This window comes from uncultured Bifidobacterium sp., from assembly GCF_949292005.1.
In the GTDB taxonomy this organism is placed as follows: domain Bacteria; phylum Actinomycetota; class Actinomycetes; order Actinomycetales; family Bifidobacteriaceae; genus Bifidobacterium.
In genome coordinates this window covers 1-24,634 of record NZ_CASEXV010000032.1, presented here as the reverse complement: position 1 = coordinate 24,634, position 24,634 = coordinate 1, and the positions used below count along the sequence as shown (strand labels likewise).

General features: G+C 58.6%; 21 protein-coding genes. 8 read left to right on the top strand and 13 right to left on the bottom strand.

Annotated elements, in window-relative coordinates; all coding sequences use genetic code 11:
- The 5 genes from dnaK to Q1X90_RS02610 all read right to left on the bottom strand — a co-directional run bounded on the left by dnaK (position 1) and on the right by Q1X90_RS02610 (position 7,000).
- Positions 1 to 1,869: a molecular chaperone DnaK gene (dnaK, locus tag Q1X90_RS02630; protein WP_300766251.1), complete on the bottom strand. Its 1,869-nt coding sequence runs from the start codon at positions 1,867 to 1,869 to the stop codon at positions 1 to 3.
- Between the two features lie 320 nt (positions 1,870 to 2,189).
- Complete coding sequence (gene phoA, locus Q1X90_RS02625; RefSeq protein WP_300766246.1) at positions 2,190 to 4,286, bottom strand: alkaline phosphatase; 2,097 nt, start codon at positions 4,284 to 4,286, stop codon at positions 2,190 to 2,192.
- Between the two features lie 192 nt (positions 4,287 to 4,478).
- Positions 4,479 to 5,147 (bottom strand): YesL family protein, encoded by a 669-nt coding sequence (locus Q1X90_RS02620; RefSeq protein WP_300766242.1) that lies wholly within the window; start codon positions 5,145 to 5,147, stop codon positions 4,479 to 4,481.
- 165 nt (positions 5,148 to 5,312) lie between these two features.
- Entirely contained in the window at positions 5,313 to 6,149 is an 837-nt protein-coding gene (locus Q1X90_RS02615) for a carbohydrate ABC transporter permease (RefSeq protein WP_300766240.1), read from the bottom strand.
- Positions 6,146 to 7,000 carry a carbohydrate ABC transporter permease gene (locus Q1X90_RS02610; protein WP_300766238.1) on the bottom strand — a complete coding sequence of 285 codons (855 nt, stop codon included), beginning with the start codon at positions 6,998 to 7,000 and terminating at the stop codon, positions 6,146 to 6,148. The genes Q1X90_RS02615 and Q1X90_RS02610 overlap by 4 nt, the downstream gene beginning before the upstream one ends.
- A 294-nt stretch (positions 7,001 to 7,294) precedes the next feature.
- Between Q1X90_RS02610 and Q1X90_RS02605 the strand changes: the two genes are divergently transcribed.
- Entirely contained in the window at positions 7,295 to 8,308 is a 1,014-nt protein-coding gene (locus tag Q1X90_RS02605) for a LacI family DNA-binding transcriptional regulator (RefSeq protein WP_300766236.1), read from the top strand.
- Between the two features lie 158 nt (positions 8,309 to 8,466).
- Here the strand turns inward: Q1X90_RS02605 and Q1X90_RS02600 are convergent, their stop codons facing one another.
- Positions 8,467 to 9,822: an ABC transporter substrate-binding protein gene (locus Q1X90_RS02600; protein WP_300766234.1), complete on the bottom strand. Its 1,356-nt coding sequence runs from the start codon at positions 9,820 to 9,822 to the stop codon at positions 8,467 to 8,469.
- Between the two features lie 380 nt (positions 9,823 to 10,202).
- Between Q1X90_RS02600 and Q1X90_RS02595 the strand changes: the two genes are divergently transcribed.
- Positions 10,203 to 11,279: a LacI family DNA-binding transcriptional regulator gene (locus Q1X90_RS02595; protein ID WP_300766232.1), complete on the top strand. Its 1,077-nt coding sequence runs from the start codon at positions 10,203 to 10,205 to the stop codon at positions 11,277 to 11,279.
- Here Q1X90_RS02595 and Q1X90_RS02590 read toward each other — a convergent pair.
- From Q1X90_RS02590 to Q1X90_RS02580, 3 genes are all read right to left on the bottom strand, one after another.
- The gene (locus tag Q1X90_RS02590) at positions 11,234 to 11,974 is read right to left on the bottom strand and encodes a TraX family protein (protein ID WP_300766229.1); all 741 of its coding nucleotides are present in this window, start codon (positions 11,972 to 11,974) and stop codon (positions 11,234 to 11,236) included. The two genes, Q1X90_RS02595 and Q1X90_RS02590, sit on opposite strands and share 46 nt — an antisense overlap.
- A gap of 99 nt (positions 11,975 to 12,073) precedes the next feature.
- Positions 12,074 to 12,841: an HAD family hydrolase gene (locus Q1X90_RS02585; protein WP_300766227.1), complete on the bottom strand. Its 768-nt coding sequence runs from the start codon at positions 12,839 to 12,841 to the stop codon at positions 12,074 to 12,076.
- Entirely contained in the window at positions 12,838 to 14,439 is a 1,602-nt protein-coding gene (locus Q1X90_RS02580) for an alpha-amylase family glycosyl hydrolase (RefSeq protein ID WP_300766225.1), read from the bottom strand. The genes Q1X90_RS02585 and Q1X90_RS02580 overlap by 4 nt, the downstream gene beginning before the upstream one ends.
- 302 nt (positions 14,440 to 14,741) lie before the next feature.
- Between Q1X90_RS02580 and Q1X90_RS02575 the strand changes: the two genes are divergently transcribed.
- Entirely contained in the window at positions 14,742 to 15,980 is a 1,239-nt protein-coding gene (locus Q1X90_RS02575) for an extracellular solute-binding protein (RefSeq protein ID WP_300766223.1), read from the top strand.
- Here Q1X90_RS02575 and Q1X90_RS02570 read toward each other — a convergent pair.
- Positions 15,968 to 16,111, bottom strand: a complete 144-nt coding sequence (locus tag Q1X90_RS02570; protein WP_300766219.1) for a hypothetical protein — start codon at positions 16,109 to 16,111, stop codon at positions 15,968 to 15,970. The genes Q1X90_RS02575 and Q1X90_RS02570 overlap by 13 nt on opposite strands.
- On the opposite strand from Q1X90_RS02570, the gene Q1X90_RS02565 reads away from it, so the two are divergent.
- The 3 genes from Q1X90_RS02565 (at position 16,110) to pulA (ending at position 20,597) form a co-directional block, all read left to right on the top strand.
- Complete coding sequence (locus Q1X90_RS02565; protein ID WP_300766217.1) at positions 16,110 to 17,513, top strand: carbohydrate ABC transporter permease; 1,404 nt, start codon at positions 16,110 to 16,112, stop codon at positions 17,511 to 17,513. The genes Q1X90_RS02570 and Q1X90_RS02565 overlap by 2 nt on opposite strands.
- A complete protein-coding gene (locus tag Q1X90_RS02560; protein WP_300766214.1) occupies positions 17,513 to 18,427 on the top strand; it encodes a sugar ABC transporter permease in 915 nt (304 codons plus the stop codon). Before Q1X90_RS02565 ends, Q1X90_RS02560 begins: the two co-directional genes overlap by 1 nt.
- A gap of 169 nt (positions 18,428 to 18,596) precedes the next feature.
- Positions 18,597 to 20,597 (top strand): type I pullulanase, encoded by a 2,001-nt coding sequence (gene pulA / locus Q1X90_RS02555; RefSeq protein ID WP_300766212.1) that lies wholly within the window; start codon positions 18,597 to 18,599, stop codon positions 20,595 to 20,597.
- A gap of 56 nt (positions 20,598 to 20,653) precedes the next feature.
- On the opposite strand, the gene Q1X90_RS02550 is transcribed toward pulA, so the two are convergent.
- Positions 20,654 to 21,346, bottom strand: a complete 693-nt coding sequence (locus Q1X90_RS02550; RefSeq protein WP_300766209.1) for a histidine phosphatase family protein — start codon at positions 21,344 to 21,346, stop codon at positions 20,654 to 20,656.
- Positions 21,347 to 21,458: 112 nt separating this feature from the next.
- Between Q1X90_RS02550 and Q1X90_RS02545 the strand changes: the two genes are divergently transcribed.
- Both Q1X90_RS02545 and Q1X90_RS02540 read left to right on the top strand, forming a co-directional pair.
- Complete coding sequence (locus Q1X90_RS02545) at positions 21,459 to 21,869, top strand: DUF4235 domain-containing protein (RefSeq protein WP_300766207.1); 411 nt, start codon at positions 21,459 to 21,461, stop codon at positions 21,867 to 21,869.
- Positions 21,870 to 21,970: 101 nt separating this feature from the next.
- Positions 21,971 to 22,747 carry a nitroreductase family protein gene (locus tag Q1X90_RS02540; protein ID WP_300766205.1) on the top strand — a complete coding sequence of 259 codons (777 nt, stop codon included), beginning with the start codon at positions 21,971 to 21,973 and terminating at the stop codon, positions 22,745 to 22,747.
- 122 nt (positions 22,748 to 22,869) lie between these two features.
- Here Q1X90_RS02540 and Q1X90_RS02535 read toward each other — a convergent pair whose 3' ends face one another.
- Both Q1X90_RS02535 and Q1X90_RS02530 read right to left on the bottom strand, forming a co-directional pair.
- Positions 22,870 to 23,127 (bottom strand): hypothetical protein, encoded by a 258-nt coding sequence (locus Q1X90_RS02535; RefSeq protein ID WP_300766203.1) that lies wholly within the window; start codon positions 23,125 to 23,127, stop codon positions 22,870 to 22,872.
- A 159-nt stretch (positions 23,128 to 23,286) separates the two neighbouring features.
- Complete coding sequence (locus Q1X90_RS02530) at positions 23,287 to 24,225, bottom strand: aldo/keto reductase (RefSeq protein WP_300766201.1); 939 nt, start codon at positions 24,223 to 24,225, stop codon at positions 23,287 to 23,289.
- Positions 24,226 to 24,634: the final 409 nt, after the last annotated feature.

The following is a 24,634-nucleotide window of genomic DNA, read 5'->3' as shown; positions in this document are numbered from 1 at the left end:
TCACTCGTTGCCCTTGCCGTTGTCGTCATCGTCCACGACTTCGGCGTCCACGACGTCGTCATCGGCCTTGTTCTGGGTTCCGGCGTCACCGGCTTCCGCGGAGGCCGCGTCGCCCTGCTGCGAGTACAGAGCCTGCCCGATTTTCTGGGCCGAGGTCATGAGCTCGTTCTGGGCGTCCTTGATCTTCTCGATGTCCTCGCCCTTCAGGGCCTCTTTCAGCGCCTCGACCTTCTCGGTGACCTCCTTGGACACGTCCTCGGAGACCTTGTCCTTGTTGTCGTTGACGAGCTTCTCGGTCTGGTAGGCGAAGGCCTCGGCCTGGTTGCGGGTCTCGGCATCCTCACGACGTTTCTTGTCCTCGCTCTCGTGAGCCTCGGCCTCCTTGACCATGCGATCGATCTCGTCCTTGGGCAGACCCGAGCCGCCGGTGATGGTCATCGACTGCTCCTTGCCCGTTCCCTTGTCCTTGGCGGAGACGTGCACGATGCCGTTGGCGTCGATGTCGAAGGTGACCTCGACCTGCGGAACCCCACGGGGGGCCGGCGCGATTCCGGTGAGCTCGAAGGTTCCCAGCGGCTTGTTGTCACGGGCGAACTCACGCTCGCCCTGATAGACCTGGATCAGCACGGAGGGCTGGTTGTCCTCGGCCGTGGAGAACACCTCGGAGCGCTTGGTCGGAATGGCCGTGTTGCGGTCGATGAGCTTGGTCATGATGCCGCCCTTGGTCTCGATCCCGAGAGACAACGGGGTCACGTCGATCAGCAGAACGTCCTTGCGATCGCCCTTGATGACGCCGGACTGCACGGCGGCGCCCACGGCGACCACCTCGTCCGGGTTGACGGACTGGTTGGCCTCCTTGCCACCCGTCAGCTCCTTGACGAGATCCTTGACGGCGGGCATACGGGTCGATCCGCCCACGAGAACGACATGGTCGATGTCGGACACGCTGATTCCGGCATCGGACAGCACGTTGTTGAACGGAGTGCGGCAGCGTCCCAGCAGGTCTGAGGTCATCTCCTCGAAATGGGCGCGCGTAAGCGTCTCATCGAGATGGACCGGGGTCCCGTCGGGTGTCATGGCCAGATACTGCATCGAGATCGACGTGGACGTCGATCTCGACAGCTCCTTCTTGGCCTGCTCCGCAGCCTCCTTGAGACGCTGCAAGGCGATCTTGTCCTTTGCCAGATCGACGCCGTACTTGTTCTTGACCTCACCGACGAGCCAGTCGATGATCTTCTGATCCCAGTCGTCGCCGCCCAGACGGTTGTCGCCGTTGGTGGCCTGGACCTGGATCGTCGAGAAGCCGTCGTCGTCCTTGCCGATCTCCAGCAGGGACACGTCGAACGTGCCGCCGCCAAGATCGAAGACGAGGATGCGCTCATCCTCCTTGCCCTTCTCCAGCCCGTAGGCCAGAGCGGCGGCAGTGGGCTCGTTGATGATGCGCAGGACGTTGAGTCCGGCGATCTTGCCCGCGTCCTTGGTGGCCTGACGCTGAGCGTCGTTGAAATATGCCGGGCAGGTGATGACGGCGTCGGTGACGGACTCTCCCAGATACGCCTCGGCGTCCCTCTTGAGCTTCATGAGGACCTGGGCGGAAATCTCCTGCGGCGTCCACTTCTTGCCGTCGATGTCAACGGTCCAATCAGTGCCCATGTGGCGCTTGACCGAGCTGATGGTGCGGTCGACGTTGGTCACGGCCTGACGCTTGGCCACCTCGCCGACGAGAATCTCGCCGGACTTGCTGAACGCGACCACCGATGGCGTGGTGCGCGCGCCCTCGGCGTTGACGATAACCGTCGGCTGCCCGCCTTCAAGCGTGGCGATGCAGGAATTCGTGGTGCCCAGATCGATGCCTACTGCACGTCCCATAGGGTTGTTCTCCTTTGTTGTTGTTCGTTTGTCTTCCGGTATGCGCTCTCGGATTCGGTTGAAGCCACCGTCTTCACGGTTCTTCGTCCTCGCCGAGCGTTCGCCCGTCGTGGTTCCGAAACTTGAGCCTACATCACTCAACTTTGAATGGTCACCTCTTATTCCCGGATCGACGAAAAAAGTCACAACGCCTCCACATCCACCGCATCGGCAGGACACGACCGCCACGGACGACGGGGCCGGTCGATGGATGGCGACCCATCGACCGGCCCCGGAGCGGACCCTATCCGCGAAATCCGCGAATCACCGGAGGAACGGACTCAGCGACGGAACATTCCCCGTCTGGCTGCGAAGGCCACGCCCGCGACGACGGCCAGCATGGCGACGCCCGCCACCAATGCCATCACGGCCGATCCGGTGCTGCCCAGCGGACCGGCGGCACCCTTCTGATCCGCGACCGAAGCCACTGCGACCTCACGCTGATCCGACTGATCCTCCCCGGACTTGTCGGCCCCCGGATTGACCTGACCATCCTGAGAGGGGGCGGCGAACGGCACCGACACCGACCGTCCGGACTGCTTCCCTGACACGGTCAGCGTGTACGAGGCCCCCGTGTCCACGGAGCCAAGATCGATCGGCGTGGTCTGACCGGTGCGCACCCGTACCCCGCTGACGCCGTCGATGGACGCCGCACGGCTGGTCGACACCGACGAGGCAACGACCTTTCCGGTGTTGTCCTTCAGCGAGTAGGACAGGACGGCGTCTCCGTCAAATCCCGTGACGCTGGCCGTGGCCTTGCTGCCATCGTCAATCGTCACCGAAACCTTGCCTGAATCCGACAGCGCCTTCTGCTCCGACGTGTCGGCCGCAAGCCCCAGCGCCTTGGCTATGGTGTAGAAGTTGTCGGTCTGGTCCGTCAGACCCGTCACTCTTCGGGCCCCCGGCCCGGAGGCTGCTATGCGCAGCTGGGTTCCCGTGTGCTCCATGCCGCCGGCGGTGTATCCAACGTTGGAATCATCGGCTCCCGAGTCCACGGACGTCGCGGTTCCGTAGGACACCACAATCGTGGAACCATCGACCGGGGACCTGAGAATGGTGCTCAGCGCGTAGGCCGGCGCATCGGACACGATCTGGCTGGTGTGGGCGTGGTCCGCGGTGACGATGATCAGCGTGTCGTCCAGCTGGCCCGAGGCCTTCAGCGATGCCACCGTTGCGGAGATGGCCTTGTCGAGATCGTCGGTCTCGCCGATCTGGCCGCATGCGTTGGCCGCATGGTCCTGCTTGTCTATCGACGCGCCCTCGACCTGAAGGAAGAATCCGGAGGTATTCGAGGATTTGTCGCTCACCTGGGCGGAGAGCAGATCGACGGCCTTGGTCGCCATATCCGCGAGCGACGCCGAATTGCCCGACGAGTTCTTGTTCCCCAACCACGAGGAGTTCGTCGAGCACGTCACGGCCCCACGCTCCTTCGTGGCCTTCTGGCTCAACGCGGGTGTCGTGTTGTACTGCGTCGGCATGTTCCCATCCGACAGCAGCGCGAGAACGGGATGGCCCTTCTTGTAGGTGAGATTCGAGAAGAAATCGACATCGTTCGACACGGTCTGGAATCCTCGTGAGCTCGCCTGCTCCCACAATGTCTTTCCTGAGTACTCACCGGCTTGCGCGGTCTGCTTCAAATACTTCGATCCACCGCCGATCGTCACATCGGCCCGCGTATCCAACAGCTGTTCCGATATGGATCCGATGCCTCCGTTTTCCTTAAGCTGCGACGCATCGCAGTTCTTGGAAGCATTGTTGCTTGTTCCGTCCGTCTTCCCCTGCGGGCCGTAGCACGACCGCTGGGTCGAATGCGATTCCAGGACGGCCGGCGTGGCATCCTGCACCTCGGCCGTCGTGACGTTCCCCGTCGCCAGTCCCTTGGCCTTGGCAAGCTCGATGAGGTTCAGCTGAGCATTCTGCGAGACGTCCACCGACACGGCGTTGTTGTATGTCTTCGTTCCGGTCGCCCAGCTCGATCCCGATGCCGCGGAATCGGTGACTGGAGTCACGACTCCCTTTGTGGAGCTGTTGGATCCGAGCGAATAGGTCGTGTACTGGCCCGTTCCGGTCTCACCGCTCGAGGTCAGTGCACCGGACTGTCCGATGGAGTCAAGACCATCGAATGAACCGGACGCCCCCTTGAGATAGTCGCGGGCGACGGTGATCTCGGAATCGCCCATACCGTCCCCGATAAACAGGATGACGTTCTTCGCTTTGGATGACACACCCGTCTGAGCGATACGCTGTGCCGCCCCATGCCCCGCAAGTTGGGAGGCGGATTTACCATCCTGAGCGAAGGCGATGCTGGGGAACGCCACGAGTATTCCCATGGCGAGCGCCGACGCACCCACCGCGGTCAACCTCTGATGTCTTCTCACTTTCTCATCCTTTCCGGTCACGGACATTTCGCCGCATGGTGCGGCGGCACCCGTTGAGGGCTGCTGTCCGGCCGGAATCCACGCTAGGAACGGACGATAACGTGGATGTCGACATGAGTTGGACGAAATGGTAACTTCCGATGAATGATGAACCAACCAAGCCGGGTCAGCAAGCATCGCCACCGGCGGGAATCAGGATGGGGAGACCTGCGAATCACGCTCGGCCGCCAGAGCGCTTCCCGAATCTTCCGGGCCGTCATGCCGACTCACATAGGGGCGAAACACCTTCTCGATGAAGGGGGTATGGAGCAGAATCAGCATCCCGTATCCCAGAAGCCCGAGGAGGAAAAGACCCCCTGGCATGTATTTCCACGATCCGATGACAATCGCGACATACGCCGCATCGATTGCGACCATGACGACGGTCGCTCCGATGTGCGAGACACCCACCACATAGGCGTTGATCAACGTCCTCCCGACGGTATTGTCGAAACGCGCCTGGAAGGCCCACACCCACTCGAATCCAATGACCCAGATAATAGCGACCGCGAATTTGGGAATGAGCATCGGGCTCGCCGTGAGAAAGAACAAGGCATACACCTCAAGCAGCAGCACGCCGGCGAAAAACAACCACAGGATGGTCGCCTTCACGAAGTTCCCGCGAAAAGCACGCCAGTAGTTGCGGACCAGATGGCCCTGACCGATAAGGGAACGGCGTATGGCGTCATGACCGGCGGACGCGGCGGCCCCTATGGTGATGATCGGAATGCTGCTTATGGCCATCATGACGGTGATCACTATCGCGTCGACGATGGTCGACAGACTGCGCATGAACGCGGAGTCGGGGGAAAGAAAAGACATGCATCCTCCTCATAGTGATTTCATGGTGCCCTGGTGACTTCATAGTGCCCGTGGAGATCATAATCATGTAGATTGCGACTCCACGGAGTTCGCTTCTATCGTCAATGGGCGCGGGAACCGCAATCACGGCTCACGCACCCATTGACAGGATCGGAATCCATGGCGTCAGCCTTTGACGGCTCCGGCCATGACCCCCTTGATGATGTACTTCTGGCACACCAGATAGAAGATGATGACCGGGATGATGGCCAGCACCAAGCAGCCCATCATGGCTCCAATGTCCACGGAGCCATATCCACCCTTGAGATACTGCACCGCTATGGAAATCGTCTTGTACTTGCCCAGATCAAGGGTCAGATACGGAAGCAGGTAATCGTTCCAGATCCACATCGTCTCGAGGATGGCCACGGAGATGACCGACGGACGCATGATGGGGACGACGATCTGGAAGAAGATTCTCGGCACGCTCGCGCCATCGATCATCGCGGACTCCTCAAGCTCGTGGGGGATCCCCTTGATGACTCCCGTGAAGATGAACACCGCGAGTCCCGCTCCGAAGCCCAGATAGATGATCCACAGCCCCCAGGGGGTGTTCAGGCTCAACATGTCGGAAAGCTTCGACAACGTGAACATGACCATCTGGAACGGCACAATCATGTTGAACAGGAACAGGAGATAGAGCAGCTTGGCCGCCCAGTTGTCGACCCTTACTATCCACCATGCGCACATGGACGTGCATAGAAGGATCAGGGCGACGGCTCCGACGGTGATGACGACCGTCCACCCGAAGCTGGACACGAAGCCCGTGAGCTCGATGCCACGCGTGTAGTTCTCCAGACCAACCCACGAGGTTTTGTTCGGAAGCGAGAAGGGGTTGGCGGATATATAGACCTTCTGTTTGAAGGAGTTGATGAGCACCAGCACGATGGGGAATATCCACGCCAGGGAGATTACTGTGAACAGAACCGTCCACAAACCGGGATGTTTGACTTTCTCACTCATGCCGACACCTCCTTGCTGGTGGTGAGCTTGTTCTGAATCAATGCGATGACCGCGACGATGATGAAGAACACCACGGCTTTGGCCTGCCCAACGCCCTCGAATCCAATCCTGCCGTAGAACGTCCTATAGATGTTCATGGCCAAAAGCTCGGACTTGTACGAAGGCGCGCCTCCGGTAAGCGCGAGGTTCTGATCGAAGAGCTTGAACCCGTTGGTGACGGTGAGGAACGTGCACACCGTGATGGAGGGCATCATCAGCGGGATGGTGACCCTGAACAAAGTCTGGCTGCCACTGGCCCCATCGACCGCGGCCGCCTCGAGGACATCCGTCGGCAGGCTCTGCAGGCCCGCGATGTAGATGATCATCATGTATCCGATCTGCTGCCACGACACCAGAAGCACCATGCCCCAGAAGCCGTAGACACCTGAATACGTAATCGAACGGCCCCAATGCGCCAGGAATCCGTTGAGAAGCAGCATCCACACATAGCCCAGGATGATGCCACCGATGAGGTTCGGCATGAAGAACACGGAACGGAAAAGATTGGTGCCGCGGATGGCCTTGGTCAGCATATAGGCGATGGCGAATCCGACGATGTTGATGATCACCGTTGTGATGATGGTGAAGGCGACCGTGTACCACAGCGCATGAATGAACGTCGAATCCGAGAACACATGCCGATAGTTGCGCAGTCCCACGAATTTGGCATCGGTCACGGTGCTGAACTTGCAGAAGCTCAGATACACGCCCGCCACAAAGGGAATGAGGAAACCGATGAGGAACGCCGCAAAAGTGGGAAGAGCGAAAAGCGCCCACCATCGACGTATGGATTTTCCAGCCATAGAAATCATATCGCGCCCACTTTCTCCTCCTCGAGTAGGGTCATGGGGCTCCAGATTCCGCGGCGATCGCAACGTTGTTGAATCGTCGGCGACGGACCCCATCGACTTTTAGAGTATCACCTTGCGAATAAAAATCAAACGTTGTCATTGTAAGGCGTCACAAGCCGCTCGACCGCCGTCAAAAAATCCTGCTATGATGCGTAATTGCCAATGAAACATTGAGGTTTCACAGTCAGTGAAGACTTCTGCAAACGTTGGAATTTTTTGATCATGGAATCACATAATTCCGCTAAGGAGCTCTTTGTGGGAATCAGTATTCAGGACGTCGCCCGCATGGCCAACGTTTCGGTCTCGACGGTGTCGAGATCCTTCACACGTCCTTCGATGGTGTCGGCGGCCACCCGCGAGAAGGTGCTGCGGATCGCGGAAGATGTGAACTTCTCCATATCGCGCTCCGCAGCGGCGTTGAAATCCGGAAAGGCGCTACGCGTTGCGCTGCTCATGAGCGATCAGATCAGACGATGGTTCAGCGCGTCGATTATTGAGGGGCTTAATCAGTCGCTGCACCCCCAAGGCTACGATCTATCGATTTTCCAGATCTCCAGCATCGAGGAACGCCGTGAGTTCTTCAGCATGCTTCCCGTGCGCCGCAACGCCGACGCGGTGATCGTCGTCTCGTTCGGTGTTGATTCCGAGGAAATCGAACGACTCAGCGACACAGGTGTGCCCATAGTCGGCATCAACTGCGCGTCGCCACGGGAAGCCGGATTCACCGCTGCGGTCAACATCGACGACGAACAGGGAGCCTCCTTGATGGCCCGGCATCTGATCGGACTGCAGCATGATTCCATCGCCTACGTCCGGACGGCACGCGCCGTGTCACTGCATTTCAGCGTCCAACAGCGCTACGAGGCCTTCGTGAAGAAGTGCGAAAAGACGGGGGCCCATCCGGCCACCATTGTCGCCAGTGATAGCCCCGATAGAATACCCCGGATTCTCAGCCAGCTGCTCGATCAAGCCAAACCTCCGACCGCGGTCGCCTGTCAGGAGGACGACATCGCCATCCCCCTCATGTTCCAACTCATGAGAAGTGGGATCAAGATCCCTTCCGAGATGTCGATTATCGGCTACGACGACGGCATCTACGCGCATGACATCGGATTGACGACCATCCGGCAAAGCCCACTCCAACTGGCGAAGCTCGCGGGCGAGAAGACACTTGACCTCATCGAAAAGGGACAGACCGCCACACCTTTCGAGACCATCCCCGCTCAGCTGATACTCAGAGCGAGCACCGGACCATCACCTTCGGTCTAGCGCCGACCACGAAGGACGCTGCGCGCTCTTTGCACCACAGAACCTCGCGAAACAATGAGCGTGCAGCGCGATGAACATCGACTTGCATAACAAACGACGGGCTTCAACCGGCAATTCCACATCAGCCGGCCGAAGCCCGTCGTCCAGTTCACAACGGATCAGGAGGACTCGTGCGCCGAGGCGTACTCAGTGGCCCATCCGTCAACGAAGGCCGTCTTGACGGCGCTCCACTTGCCGGTTCCCTGAGCGTACTCGAGGAGTGCGTTGCCCAGATCGTTCTTCCACTGCTCGGACGGCATCATGGTGAAGTTCCAGCTGACCTGCGTGCGACCGGACTTCTGGTCGGCCACGGCAGCCTCGGTAAGCGGGTTGTCGCTGGTCTCGTCGCTGAACGTCTTGAACGGTGTGGTGAAGCCCATGGTCTGGCTGAGCATGTCCTTGCCGGTCTTGGAAGTGATGACCCACTTGAGGAACGCCGCGGTGGCCTTCTGGTCGGCCTCGGAGGCCTTGGAGTTGATGCACCAGTAGTTCTCGGACCCTGTGGCAAGGCCCTCGTTCTCCTCATCGGGCCCACCGATGTAGATCGGCATCATGCTGACCGAGCTGGACTTCATGCCAGCCTTCTTCAGATCGCTCCACGCCCAAGTGCCGTTCTGGTAGAACACCGCCTGCCCGAGAGCGAACTCCGAGGTCGCGTCGTCGCCTGTCTTCGAGCTCAGCTGCTTGGCGTCTGTGGTGGAATCCTTCAGGTACAGATCGAAGATCTGCTTGTACTCAGGAAGATAGGTTCCCTTGATGGTCGCCGGCTGCGAGGTGATGTTGTCCTTCTTGAACTCGTAGTACAGCGGAAGGTTCGCGAGATGGGTCTTGAAGCGCCAGTCGGAGCTTGAGTCAAATCCGGCTGATGTGAACGCGCCCTTGACGCCAAGCTCGCTTTTGCGCGCCTGAATGTCATCGGCCACGGCCTTCAGCTTCTTGAAGGAGTTGATATCGGCCACGGATGTGGCCTTCGCCCCGGAAAGCTTGAAGTACTTGTTGAGGAGGTCCTTGTTGTAGATCAGGCCATAGGTCTCCATCACATAGGGAACGCCGACGACCTTGCTGCCGTCCTTGAGCGCGACGCTCTTGTTCTGCAGCTCCTTGTAGATGGCCGTATTGGAAAGGTCGGCCGTGTAATCCTTCCAGTTGGCGTATCCGACAGGGCCATTGACCTGGAACAGTGTCGGCGCGTTGGATTTGGCCATCTCGCTCTTGAGCTGCTGCTCGTAGGTGTCCGAGGCCGCGGTCTCCACAGTGACCTTCACCCCGGTCTTCTTGGTGTAGGCGGTCGCGAGTTTCTTCCAGTCGCTGGCCACCTCAGGCTTGAAGTTGAGGTAGTAGACCTTGCCCGTGCTGTCGCTCGACGCAGTCGAACTTCCGCATGCCGCAAGGGTTCCGATGGACATGGCTGCCACGGCCACCACGGCCATGGCTGACTTTATCGTCCGATTCATCATTGAACCTTTCTCTTCCACATAAGTCGGATCCACAGTTACACGGATGGCGCACGTCTCCACGACGCCATCAACCCGACACGTCTATATTATGCTCCTAAAAGAGAAATTGTGCAAACGATGGCACCCGCGGTCATCGGACATGCGGCAGACAGGTTCGAAAGTCCGGAGGATTTCCGAACCCAGCCCCACAGAGACGCTCTCCGGCATCTCGCATGAGCCTGCGATCCATCGGCCCAACTCAAGCGAACGACTGAGGAACCAGAAGTCATGACCGCAATCGCGCAATGTTTTCTGACAACGTGTGCACAAACGTGTGCGCTAACATATGCTCTGTGGCGGAGTCCGACATCGTCATCCGTCGCCAGATGACGACACAGTGCAGCAAGGGGGCTCATCAGATGAGAAAAGTTGGAATCCGGGATGTCGCCAAGGCGTCGGGGGTTTCGATATCCACCGTGTCCCGGGCATTCACCAGGCCCGAGCTGGTATCGAACGAGACGCGCCGCAAGATACTGGCGACGGCGGACTCCCTTGACTTCAACATCTCACGTTCGGCGACCGCGCTCAAGTCGGGTCGGACATATCGGGTGGCGATGCTGATGAACGAGGAGATCACCAGTTGGTTCAACACCGAGGTGTTCGCCGGCATTGATTCCGTCATGCACAAGGCCGGATACGACGTGGATTTCTTCGAGCATATCGACACCGCCGAGACCCGCGGCGAGTTCTTCACCACGCTTCCCATCAGATGCAACGTCGACGCCGTGTTCGTGGCGTCATTCGGAATTGACCCCCATGAGGCCAAACGCCTTCGCCGCATACATGTGCCAATCGTCGGCATCAACACCCCATCCACGAAGAGTTTCGACGCGTCGATAAGCATTGATGACGAGCGGGGCATGTACACGGCCACCCGTCACCTCATAGAGCTGGGCAGACGCCATCTGGTCTACGCCTGCTCCGATCCCGCCCCGACCATCGACTCCAGCATCGACTGCAGGACCGCGGGGTTCGTCCGCGCTTGCAAAGAGGCCGCGACGACGCGCGACATCGAATGGGAGGTGCTGAGCGTTCCCCGAGGACGGGCCTTCGCCGACAACGCCCTCTCCGCGCTACTGAAATTGAGGAACTTCCCCGATGCGATCTGCTGTCAGATCGATATGATGGCGATTCCTCTGATGATCAAGCTTGCGGGCCAAGGGCATGTATGCCCACGGGACTACTCGCTCATGGGATTCGACGACAGTCCCTACGCCGACACCGTCGGTCTCACGACCATGCGTCAGGAGCCCCATCTCATGGGGTCAAAAGCCGCCATCAAGGCGCTGTCCCTCATAGAGGGACACATGCCGCAGCATGTTCACGAGAGGATAGAACCCGAGCTGGTTCTCCGCCGATCCGACGTCCTCCGGGCCACGGAAGACAGGATTCAGATCGACGCAATGACCACGCAGGCCAGCATCATGGCCGGGTAGAAGGCATAAAAAGCCCATCGCGTCCAAGCATGCGAATAACCCAACTCATCGTTGCGGAAATGCAGTATCGCGACACCCAACGCGGGGAACACAAAAGCCATCGCACCCACCAGTCCTGCGGCGAATATCATGGTGTTCTCCCTGGTTCGCAACAGCCGAAAGACAAGGACGAAGGCCACAATCAGCAGTCCGACGTTGACCATCTTCTGTCTGACGCCGATCCGAAGGACCAGAACCCACACCAGCGCTGACGCCGCAACGGCGACCACGATCACGCGGCGCAGACGATCCGGGAACCGTCTGGCCCAATCCATCACCATCAGCATCAGAAGCGCAATCAACAGACCGAAAACCGGATTCTGCGAGGACCAGTCCACGCTGGCGCCCGACGTGGACAGGTCATAGGGGACCTCGCTGATCACTGCGAGCGCGAGAAGCCGGGCCGCATACATGCCCGCGTTGGATGTGTGCTCGTATCCGGAGACCAGAAGCCACGAGAAAATCGGCACGGCCACCCAAGACACGATCTCGCAGACCACCAATATGGTCATCGAGGCCATGCTGTCCTTCTCCGAGCCCATCATCCTCGGTATGACCGTCCCTCCGGCTATGGAGAACGTGAGCAGCGCATCGCCTATCACTTTGAGCCGAAACGAGGACAGTCCCCGCATCCGCGCCTCCCGTTGGTCATCCATCGGCACCTCCTCGCACCCACATCACATGGCCGCCCGCATCACCGGACCATCCGCAAGCACGGTCATGCCGGACGGCATCCGGCGTGACCTGCAGCACCATCATTCCAGAACAAACTCCAGAATCCGCGAATAGTCCGCTCCTTTCACCGACAGCATCGCCAGCGGGCACTCATCCCCATCGCTGGATGGAGAGATGGCCGTGCGCATGTACACTCCGGCGATTCCTGCCGCCCGAGCACCAGCGATATCGGACCGCTGATCATTGCCGACCATCACCACCCGGCCGGAATCAATACCCTCATCGCACAGCGCACGTTCGAAGAATCTAGCATCGGGCTTTCTCACACCCTCCTCGCTGGAGATGAGGATTCGATCAAGCGCGCCCTCCAGTCCCAAAGCGTGAATCTCCGGTCTCGTATAGCAGGACTGGGCATTGCTGACGAGAACCGTTCTGCGACCCGCACGCCGAATCTCGCGGAGCATATCCAAGGCGCCGGGGTACAAACGCAAGAGACTTGTGCTCGCCCGCCGGAACCTCCAAGCCACCTCCGTGGCCAATGAACCCACGTCGCCGCTTATCCCGCAGGAGGAGAGGATCTTCTCATACACCGGAAGGACGTCGGGTTCGACAAAGCGACCGGACTGAGCATCATCTCCACCGAGGTCCCTAATCCGATCATCGAGAAGGTCCCCGAACATCCCGCGCAGGACGGGAACCAAGGGACTCGATCCCCCAGCTGCCTCAATGGCCGATCTCAGGTCGTTCCACGGGCGGTCCCCCTCCTCATCGGTGCGGATGTCGACAAGAGTGCCATACAGGTCGAAGAAGACCGCGTCGTAACGGCCGTCCAGACACGAAGCCCTCATACCCGCATCACCGCAAACCCCTGCCCCGCTATGCGCACGGTATGGGAGTCCGTCCGCACGTTTCCGGTGTGGAGCAGGACCTCGACCGGCTCATGGACGTCATCGGGAAGTTCGAACGATTGGGCGTTCAACCCGGGATTAACCACCACAGCCAAACGCTCCGCCCCATCACGGGAACTACGAAGATAGACAAAAAGGCTGCTATCCTCCGGTGCCTTAAGGACGGTAAGATCCGCGCCCGCGCGCAACGCCTCATGCTCCGACCGCAATTCGAGCAGATCATGAACCCAGTGGAGCATCGAACCCGAATCGCGCATCTGATCGTCCACGTTCGGGGCGTCCGGCGCCGGATCCACGGGAAGGTACAGAGCCTTCGCATCCGCATCGGAGAACCCGGCGTTGCGGCCAGCGCTCCATTGCATGGGAGTGCGGCTTCCGGTACGGGCGTATCCGCCTTCGACCGTAGGGATGTCACGGTATCTCATGCCTATCTCGTCGCCGTAATAGATGAAAGGGACACCTGGCATGGTCAGAAGCATGCCATAGCCCACTCTCCGTTCACGGTCGGTAAGGCGTGGGGCCATCCGCGGAGTGTCGTGGTTGCAGGTTATGAAGCAGAAGAAGCCCTCACCGCGCGTCTTGAGATATTGAGGAAGATACTGATCAAGGAACGGGCGGACGCTTCCACCGCCGTGTGCGGAGAAATAGCTTTTGTCATCCTCGACGTTCAGAGGACCATCGACGTTACGAGCAAGAAGGTTATAGCCATTCGGAACGCCGTTCCAACGCCAATCAAGATAGAAGTCCATATCGAAACCCGCCGGCAATGCCTGCTCCGGAGTCCCCCATTCGGACACGAAAGCGGATTCGGGATAATCCTTCTTCACGGCGCCCAGCATCTCCTGCCAGGCACGTATCGTCTCCGGTTTATCGTCCCCATCGTTCTTCACTAGGGAATTGGCCATATCCACACGGAACCCATCGCATCCGCGCTCAAGCCAGAACCTCATCACGTCGACCATGGCCTGGCGAGTCGCCCGCGCCGCATCCGAGTCCGTCGCGGACTGCCAGTCACGATCGCGGGAAGCGAAGCCATAGTTCAACGCGGGTTGGCATTTGAAGAAGTTGAGGATGTATGTGGCATTCCTCTCGCTCTCGCCGCCAATGAACGGCATGGAGTAGCCTTCGAAGGCGTTGTCCGTCCATATATAACGGTCGCTGTATTCATTGCGCTGCTGCTTCTGGCTTTCGCGGAACCACGGATGCTCCTCGCTCGTGTGCCCCGGCACCAGATCGAGCAGCACGTACATCCCTCGCGCATGCGCCTCATCGAAAAGCCTTACGAGATCATCGTTGGTCCCGTATCTCGAAGCGACCTTGCAATAGTCGCGCACGTCGTAACCAGCATCCTTGAAGGGGGAGTCGAAGCAAGGGTTGATCCACAGGGCATCGCACCCCAACCGCCTCACATAGTCGAGCCTCTCGATGATTCCTGGAATGTCTCCGATTCCATCGCCGTTGGAATCATAGAAGGTTTGGGGATAGATCTCATAGAACACCGCTGTTTCCAACCACGCGGGACGGTGGGAATCGACCATCTGCTTGCATCCTTTCGATTCGGCTCTGGGGATCGTGCGACCCCGCCGGCAAAAGCACAGGGTAGCAGCTCATGTTTACCCTATTCCTAGCAGACTCGCGGAAACGTCTGGTCGGCAACGTTTTGCAAACGTATGCATCTCATGTGTATACTTCAGGTTGTTAGGAGGTATGAGGGCGCCGTTCGGATTCCTGAGCGGCTGCGAACAATCGACATTGCGTCGAGTTTTCGCACGTCCCTCACGCCCGAAAGAGAGAACAGCCGCTTCACCGCTGAGGCGAAGCGCAGTTTAGGAGGTCAAGGATGACAAACATGAAAAAGATCCTGGGCATGGGGACAGCCCTGGCACTGCTGCTAGGGGTTTCCGCTTGCGGCTCCAGCTCCAGTAGCTCGACCAGCACTTCAACCACAAAGACCAAGGTCACTCTTACGGTGTGGGGGCCATCGGAGGACCAGACGAATTCCAGCTCTTGGCTTCCCAAGATGGAGACCGCGTTCCAGAAGGCGCACCCCGAGTACACCATCACCTGGAAGAACTCCGTCGTCGCCGAGGGTGACGCGGCCACCACGGTCAAGCAGGATCCTACCGCCGCCGCGGACGTCTACATGTTCGCCAACGACCAGCTCGGAACGCTTATTGACGCCAAGGCGATCGGCCAGCTCAGCACCGCGGCCGTCAAGCAGGTCAAGAAGCAGAACACCAAGTCCATGATCACCTCGGTCACGGGCACCGACGGCAACCTGTACGGCGTTCCCTACACCGGCAACACCTGGTTCATGTACTACAACAAGTCCAAGTTCACCTCCAGCGACATCAAGTCGCTGAACAAGATGCTCACGAAGGGCAAGGTCTCCTTCAACCTGAGCAACGCGTGGTACCTCCCCGCCTTCTACGTCGGCGCGGACGCGACCATCTTCGGCAAGAACGGCACCGATTCCTCTGCAGGAATCAAACTTGGAGACAACGCGACCGAGGTGACCAAGTTCCTCGTGAGTCTCGTCAACAACAAGAACTTCGTCGCCGATGACGACAACGGCGCCGGACTCGCTGCCCTGAAGAACGGCACCGCCGATGTGCTCTTCTCCGGAACCTGGAGCGCCGATGACGTGAAGACGGCTCTGGGCGACAACTACGCCGCTGCGCAGCTTCCCAAGTTCACGACCGAGGACGGCAACACCTACCAGATGAAGTCCTTCTCCGGATCCAAGGCCGCCGCCTACAACCCGAACGCCAAGAACCCCAAGGCCGCCGCGCTGTTCGCCGCCTTCCTGGGATCCACCCACGCGCAGAAGGAACACTTCACGATGCGCTCCATCGTCCCGACCGACACATCCCTGACCGACGCGGTCAGCGACAACCCCGCCGCCGTCGCGCAAATGAACACCATCGCGAACACCTCCACTCTGCAGTCCACACTTGCTGGAATGTCGGACTTCTGGGATCCTTGCGCCACCTTCGGCAAGGCGATCGTCAACAAGCAGATCACCACATCGAACGCCGCAGCAAAGACCACATCCTGGCAGTCCTCCTACAATAAGTAGTTGACTCCACCAAGCCCGAAGAAGGGCGCCGATTCCTGTTGCCCATAAAGCACGGGGACGGCGCCCTTCTTTCCGCCCCCAATCCACACATCCGCATCCACATCCACACCCTCGGAAAGGTCGTAAGCCATGACAACCGCCACAACAGCGGCTTCGCCTCGGGCTCGGAAGCACAGAAAGGCCTCCGAAGGACTGGAACCGTCACCATATTCGGCGGCAACGGCCCTACGCAACGGAGACCTCATCACCCGTCTTTCCCTTATAGTCTTCGGCTTGGGAAACATCGTTCGGAAGCAATTTGTCAAAGGCCTGATTCTGCTCGCTCTCGAAGCGGGAATCATCGCCTATTTCTTTGGCTTTCTCTCCCCCTACCTCAGTAAGCTACACACGCTCGGAACAGTCGCACAGACAAAAGTCCAGGATGCCGATGGCTTCTGGACATACAAGGCCGGTGACAATTCGGTACAGATACTTCTGTATGGAGTCATGGCCCTGTTCGTCATTGTGCTGTTTGTCCTGACCGCCGTAGCATCCCTTAAAAGCGCGTACAAGGCGCAGACAGCGCTTCAGGATGGTGAGCGTCCCACCACCTTCCGCGAGGACCTCCACGCGCTCACCGATTCCCGTGCGAACGTCGCACTCATGTTCCTTCCGACATTGGGCATCGTTCTCTTCACGATCCTGCCTTTGGCGTTCATGATCTCCATGGCGTTCACCAGCTACGACAAGAACCATGTTGTTTTGTTCAGCTGGGTCGGCCTGAAAAACTTCGGTACCGTCTTCGGAAACAGCGGAGACGTCAACGCCCCTCTGTTCCTCTCGGTCCTGATCTGGACCCTTGTGTGGGCGTTCTTCGCGACATTCCTCAACTTCTTCCTGGGAATGTTCATGGCTATGATCATCAATCGTAAGACGACCCACGGCAAGGCTTTTTGGAGGGCGTGCTTCTCCATGTCAATCGCCGTGCCGCAGTTCGTCTCACTGCTGGTGATGAGAACCATGCTCCAACCGACCGGAGCCATCAACCGTCTGCTTCTCAATGCCGGGATAATCAATCAGGGACTGCCGTGGCTGACCGACACCACATGGGCGCGTGTCACCGTCATCGTCATCAACCTGTGGATCGGTATCCCGTACACCATCATGCAGATCACCGGAATCCTCCAGAACGTGCCCGCCGACCTCTACGAGGCGGCGGAGCTGGACGGAGCGAACTGGTGGCAGCGTTTCGCGAACGTGACCATGCCCTACATCATCTTCGTGATGACGCCCTACCTGATCACAACGTTCACCGCGAACGTCAACAACTTCAACGTGATCTACCTCCTCTCCGGCGGCGACCCGACACCTGTCGGCGCGTCGGCCGGCAAGACCGACCTGCTGATCACCTGGCTCTACAAGCTGACGGTCGACAAGTCGAACTACAACCTTGGCGCGGTCATAGGCATCATGACGTTCATCGTCCTGGCCGTGCTCTCCCTGATCACCTATCGACACTCAGGATCGTACAAGAATGAGGAGGGATTCCGGTGATGAGCAAGGAACCCAATACCACTCAAACGTCCACTACCGCTGGAAGCGGCAACAGTTTTCTCCATGACCAGCGTAAACGCCGAATTGCCGCCGATATCATAACCCACATCTTTCTTGCGGTCATGGCGGTCATATGGCTGCTCCCCATTGTGTGGGTGCTGCTGGAGAGCTTCAACGAGAACACGGCCCCTTATCAGACCACGTTCTTCCCGAGGCAATACACCTTCTCCAACTATGTTCAACTGTTCACGGACCGCGACGTCATGAACTTCCCACGAATGTTCGCCAACACACTGGTCATCGCCATTTTCGTGTGCATCATTCAGCTGTTCTTCGTTCTGTCGGTCGCCTTCTGCATGTCGCGACTGCGCTTCCGCGGGCGCAAGGCGTTCATGAACATCGCCCTGATTCTGGGAATGTTCCCCGGCATCATGGCCGTCGTCGCCATCTACTTCATCCTCAAGGCCTTTGGTCTGACCACAGGTGGATGGGTGATTCTGGCCCTGATCATCGTGTATTCCGCAGGGTCTGGAGCGGGCTTCTACGTTATGAAGGGCTATATGGACACCATTCCAATGTCCTTGGACGAAGCCGCCTATCTTGATGGCTGCACGACATGGCAGGTCTTCACGAAGATCACCATCCCAATCTGCCGACCCATGATCGTGTACCAGGCAATCGTCGGATTCCTCACGCCATGGCTTGACTTCGTCATGGCGAAGGCCATCGCCCGCACCCAAGACAACTTCACCGTCGCCTTGGGCTTGTGGCAGATGCTTCAGAAGGAATACATCAACGACTGGTACGCGCGTTTCGCCGCCGGAGCCGTATGCGTCTCCATTCCCATCGCGATTCTGTTCATCGTGATGCAGCGCTTCTACCAGGAGTCTATGTCGGGCTCCGTCAAGGGCTGATCAAGACCCGGCCATCGGGGTCATGGAAAAGTCGGGTGGACCGCAACAAGCCCACCCGACTTTTTCTATGCCGCACCCCGCCAGAACGCCACCCCTCACACTCGCACCATTCATGGCACATCTTCCACAGCCAAATCCCAACCGCATCCTGAGCGTATCGAAAGATCATATGAACCCCCACGCACGCACATCAGACACACATAATCCGGACTGCCTCCACTGGCCCATCTACCAAGGTGAGCTTGGTTCGATCCTGTGCGCATCCTCCACAGCATTCACCGTGTGGGCTCCTTCGGCGACAACCGTCACGCTAAGGCTCTTTCACGACTGCATTCCGGGATCCGCGCCATATCACGAATGTCCACTCATCTCAATCAACGACGGCGCTTGGAGAGCTGAGTTCCAGAAGCGCCTGGATGGGACCTTCTACGATTACGTCGTTTCCTTCGCCGACGGACAACGCCGTGTGACACCAGACCCTTGGGCCAAAGCCTGCGGCATCAACGGCGAGCGCAGTCTGGTCATCGATGACTCGGCTCTCACCCCCAGCGGATGGGACGAGGATGTCGCTCCGGACATTGCCCCTGAGGAAACGGTCATCTGGGAAACCCACGTCGGCGATTTCAGCAACGATCCGCACGGAGGTTTCATCAAAGACCATCGAGGACGATATCTGGCGTTCACGGACATGGACACAAGACTCGATGTGGGCACTGGGACGACGGATGACTACTACCCCACCGGTGTCGCCTATCTTCGACGCCTCGGCGTCACGCATGTGCAGATCATGCCGTTCTATGATTTCGGATCGGTGGATGAGGCCACGCGGTCGACATACAACTGGGGATACGACCCTGTGACCTATGATGCTCCTGAGGGATCCTATTCCACGGACCCTTACGACGGAGCCAGACGTATCCTCGAGTGCCGTTCGATGATCGAGTCGCTTCATCGCAATGGGTTCCGCGTCATCATGGACGTCGTCTACAACCACATGTACAGACCCGACAACCCTTTTGAAAGAATGGCTCCCGGCTATTTCTGCCGTCGCGACGCCAACGGGGAGCTGTCCAACGGCTCTGGGTGCGGCAATGACATGGCCAGCGAAAAACCCATGTTCAGACGCTTCATCGTTGACTCGATCATGCATTGGGCACGTGATTATCACACTGACGGCTTCCGGTTCGACCTGATGGGACTCATCGACGTGGACACCCTCAACCAGACCCGGCACGAGTTGGATCAGCTGCCTGGAGGACACGATATCCTCATGTTTGGCGAGCCTTGGGCCGCCGGCGACACCGCAGTAGATGACACCGTAGTTCTGGGCGACAAAGATGGTCGGCTGTCGCTTGACCCCCGCATCGGATGGTTTTGCGACGACACACGTGACGCGGTCAAAGGCAGCGTCATGGACGCATACGACACGGGCTATGTCAATGGACGGCCGGACGCCTGGGCGGATGCTGTCTTCCACGCCATCGACGGGTGGAGAGACACCGATTCCGCCCCCCATGCGCCGGGTCAGCTCATCCAGTATGTTTCCGCACACGACGATCTGACATTATGGGACAAACTATGTCTGAGCATGCGCGGAAGCGCCGTGTCCGAAAGCGATTTTGACGCATCCGGTTCCATAAGCGACATAATGATCGCCAACATCCTCGCCGCGGGGATCGTGTTCGTCTCCGCGGGCATCCCCTTCCTTCTCTCAGGTGAGGAGTTCGCCAGGACCAAGTTCGGATGCGACAACTCCTTCGAATCCAGTCATCAGCTCAACATGCTCGATTGGGCCCGTGCGCGCAGGCTTGGGGATCTGACATCGTGGTATCGGCGACTCATCGCCATACGGCGGAAGGAATCCGATCTCTTCTGCGCGCCGAGAACGAGGCTCGAATCACCGAGCGGAGTGGTCGCCACAAGAATCGGCGCGGACCTCATCGTTATCGTGAACGCCACGGACAATGATTGCGACATCGACATCAAGGAGCCATCTTCATCATGGGAGGCCCTCGCCGATTCCCAACGCGACATCCCCATGCCCAACAGCGCCGCCAAGCCCTCGTCCACATTCGTGGGATCCACATTCAGCCATGACGACCACCACGGCAGCGCGCACCGGCTCGGCGCATCGAGAAGATCATTCGTCCTATGGCGCAGGCGTGGTTGAACCGTTCCATTCAGCTATCGCAACAACGGTGGTTGCAGGTCAACGGTGGTTGCAGGTCACAGATTCCATTTATCGATGACCTGATCACCCTTGTAGATTCCCAGTATCGAATAGTGGGCCGTGTCCAAACGCAGAAGCCGGGCGAAACCGGGATCGACCCCTATCCACCGTGCGGTGAGGATTCGTAGGATATGGGCGTGGGCGACAAGGAGAACATTATCCCCCTCCAGAATTGCTGGCCGCAGGCGCTCCACAACGTCGTCGGCCCTGTCCGCGACGTCCTGCAAGCTTTCGCCACGCCCATTACGGACATGAACCACGCCCCCCTCGGGAAGCCTTTCCTCACGCTCGCCCTCCAGGAATCCCGGAAGATCCTGCGTCCCGTCGCGCCACAGATTCCAGGATCTTCCGAAGGCCTCGCTGATCTGATTTCGCGTCCGCCCCTCGGCACGTCCATAATCCCATTCCGCGATCTCGGCCAGCGGACTTCCACCACCATAACCGGCCAGCGACGCCGTCTGCCTGGCACGAAGCAGCGGACTGGTCCACACACGCTCAAAACCCTCGGGGAACATAAGACGAAGACGTTCCCCCGCTTGGGCCGCCTGCATCCTGCCGGTCTCCGTAAGAGGTATATCCGTACGGCCCGTATGCTGTCCCGACAGGCTCCATGCCGTCTCACCGTGCCTCAGAAGAACAAGATGGCCTTGGGCGGCGGCCACGTCGCCTTCGACAAGGATGTCATTCATAATCCCCCATGGTATCGCGCGTTGACGTGTGAGTGGCCACAGCATCCCTTTGAATGCGGCGCAAGCGCAACGGCACGCGCCACCATCCCACCTTTCCCACTAGTATGAAGTCATGACCGACAACGGGCTCGACAACAGCTTCCACGTTCGCAACGACGGCATTCCCGGCACGGAATCCATAGTGGAACGATTGGAAGGAATTTCAGGAAAAGTGGACGATATGCGCGCATCACGAGAGAAAGATCCCGATTCCTTCGGCGACAAGATCCTCACCATGCTTATTCCCACGGCAAGCGCCCTTATCGCGGGCAAAGCCTTTTCTGCATGGTGGAAACGACGTGGGCTGTCGACGGGAACAAGCGCCCTCCACGACTCCGGGCACGAGTCGGACAATCTCTTGGTTGGCGTCGCGTTCGCAGCCTTGTCCGCGGCCTTCGTAGCAGTGGTGTCGCAACTCAGCGAACGCGGCTCACGCGCCTACGTGGATCGACGGCATCGCCGCAACCGAGGCTCACGCTCCTGACAATCCCGTCGGAGAACCCGCAGGGCCACTCCTGGGTTCTCCGACGGCGAAAGAACGGTTCAGCATTCCCGCCGGATAAAACACGGTGGTACAACAGGCCTATGACCGCATACGACAATCCAACCATTCGCACTTTGCTTGAGCGTCGGTCGATTCGAAACTTCACTGGTGAAGCGATTGATGATGAGACCAGAGCAGTTCTTGAGGAAGTCGCCCAACGGGCCCCGTCAAGTCAATACCTCAATGATTGGTCCGCGATACGTGTCACTGACCCCGGATTGCGCGAGCACCTGGCGCACATCGGCCATCAGCCATACATAGCCCAAGCTCCATTGCTTTACGTGTTCATTGCGGACGAGCATAGAAACGCTCTTATCGCACGGACCCGCAGAATAACCTCGGACGACCCCGACTTTAGTTTCGATGCCGGCTACCGTTTTACACAGGCCCAGAATGACACGACCCTCGCTCTTCACGCAATGGAGACGGCAGCGAATGCGTTAGGTCTCGGATGCGTGGTGCTTGGCTCTCTCCTCAACGACATCGACTCGCTCATCGATCTGCTGCGGCTCCCCGACCTCACCTACCCTGTCCTCGGACTTGCCATTGGCCATCCCAACCAACACCCTGACCTCAAGCCGCGTCTTCCCCGCTCCGCGCAGTTCCCTGTCGATCACTATCCGTCGGATGACCAAGCCTCGATCGAATCGTATCTTCCCGCGTTCGACGATTCTGTCCATCATTACTATGACCTACGTCACGCCGACCGCCCAGTCGATGCGTTCAGTGAGCAAATCGCCGCGGCAGCCACTCAGAATGTGCGGGCGAAAGCCGTGGCTCCAACCGCGAATCGACAAGGATTCCATCTGGATCGTTAGGATTTCGCGAATCCTCATAACCGCGCGGACATAGGCGGTCCGATCCTCGCAGATCCGGTGATGCGCTGGCGGACGTCGAGCATGCGCCACCGGAGGGAGCAACATGGAGGGGAACAGCGCGGTCAGCGACGACGCGGCTTATACCCCCGTTTACGCGACCGAGCTGGTCGACCTTGGCCAGCAAACGGCCGAGCGACCGCCGAACGAAAATCAGGATCCTCATGAGTCAGATGCCAGCATCCACAATCCACGCACCGGTACACCCATAACTCCACTCCGCGTTCTATCCTGCTTGCGTCAGCCGCTCTCAGTGCCTGGTCTTTTTGCGCATACATAATCTTCCCGCTGAAAGAACACCGTCGCGGAGTGAAATAATGCATGTCCGTCCTACACCTACTAGCCCTACACGTACTGGGTCCTACGCCTATTATGATTGTCTGATTCGTGCTGATCGGCTATTCCGAACTCACTTCCCAAGGAAAAGCGTCCATAGATACGGATGATCGCACACGTCGCAGCACAATCCTAACGAAGATCGCCTAGGGAAGATCGTTGCCGGCCGCCAGATAAAGGTCATACCATTCTTGCGAGTCAAGCATGATGTCCGTCGCTCGCGACATTGCGATCAGACGCTCCGGCGTCATTGAACCGAGCAGAACCTGCATGTGCGCAGGATGTCGCAATATCCATGCGATTGCCACCGCGCTCGCATCCACACCATGTCTTTCGCCTATGATTCTCAGCATGCGATTCAGCTCAGGAAATTGCGGATCATCCAGGAACACTCCCGAAAAGAAACCATACTGCAAAGGACTCCACGCCTGAATCGTCAATTGATGAAGCCTGCAGTAGGCAAGAAGTCCACCATCATGGTCGACACTCGCCGCATCATCCATATTGACATGAAACTCCTGGCGAACCATGCCGCTATGCCCAAGTCCAAACTGAAGCTGATTCACCTGCAGCCGCTGATTTAACGCGCTGCGAAGAAGGTCGATCTGTTGGGGATTCACGTTGCTGACACCGAACCAGCGCGCCTTACCTTGCGTCGCGATATCGTCGAAGGCCGCAGCAAGATCGTCCAAGTCGACAAGAGTGTCGGGCCGATGAAGAAGAAGAGAATCGACATAATCCGTTCTGAGATTCGTCAATTCCGCATCGAGCGCGGAAACAATGTGTTCACGGGAAAAATCATAACGAGTGATCTTGTTGCTCGACGGATCTCGGAAGATGCCGACTTTCGTCTGTATCATCACCGAACCCCTATCGACGGAAAGGTCGGAAAGCGCCTCTCCGACCTTACGGCTGCTTTCCCCCGCTGAATAGCAATCTGCCGTATCTATGAAAGTCATTCCAAGATCCAGCGCAGTACCCACAATGGTCGAGGCCTCAGCGCGGCTTCTGTCAGCCAGCCTCATAGCACCAAGAGCAAGGGCCGGGACGTCGATGGAGGTGCTTCCTAAAGGTACTGTTTTCATGAATCAATCCTCTTCTGTGTGACCTTTTCTGTGTGAGATGGGCGTCTCTACGTTAAACGGACACCCAAAATTGTCTCCAAGATGAACAGCGGATCGGGCAACGGCAGATTAATCGTTATACCAGTAGACCACATTTTCAGAGGTGTCGCATCGTATCGACCGACCTCTGATAATGAGAAGTGCTGATAAGCACATTCGCTTTGAGTGGATCGTGATCCGTTTCGTTGTGGACGAGTGACGGGTTTTGGAGCCGTCGTTCCCGGCGTGTGTCCCGTCCGTGGGTCCGCCGGGACGCCGCGCCCGGATATGGAAGGACCCCGGGAGCCACACGGCTCGACCGGGGTCCGATCAGATGATGCGGCGGCGAGCTACTCTCCCACACCCTATCGAGTGCAGTACCATCGCCGTG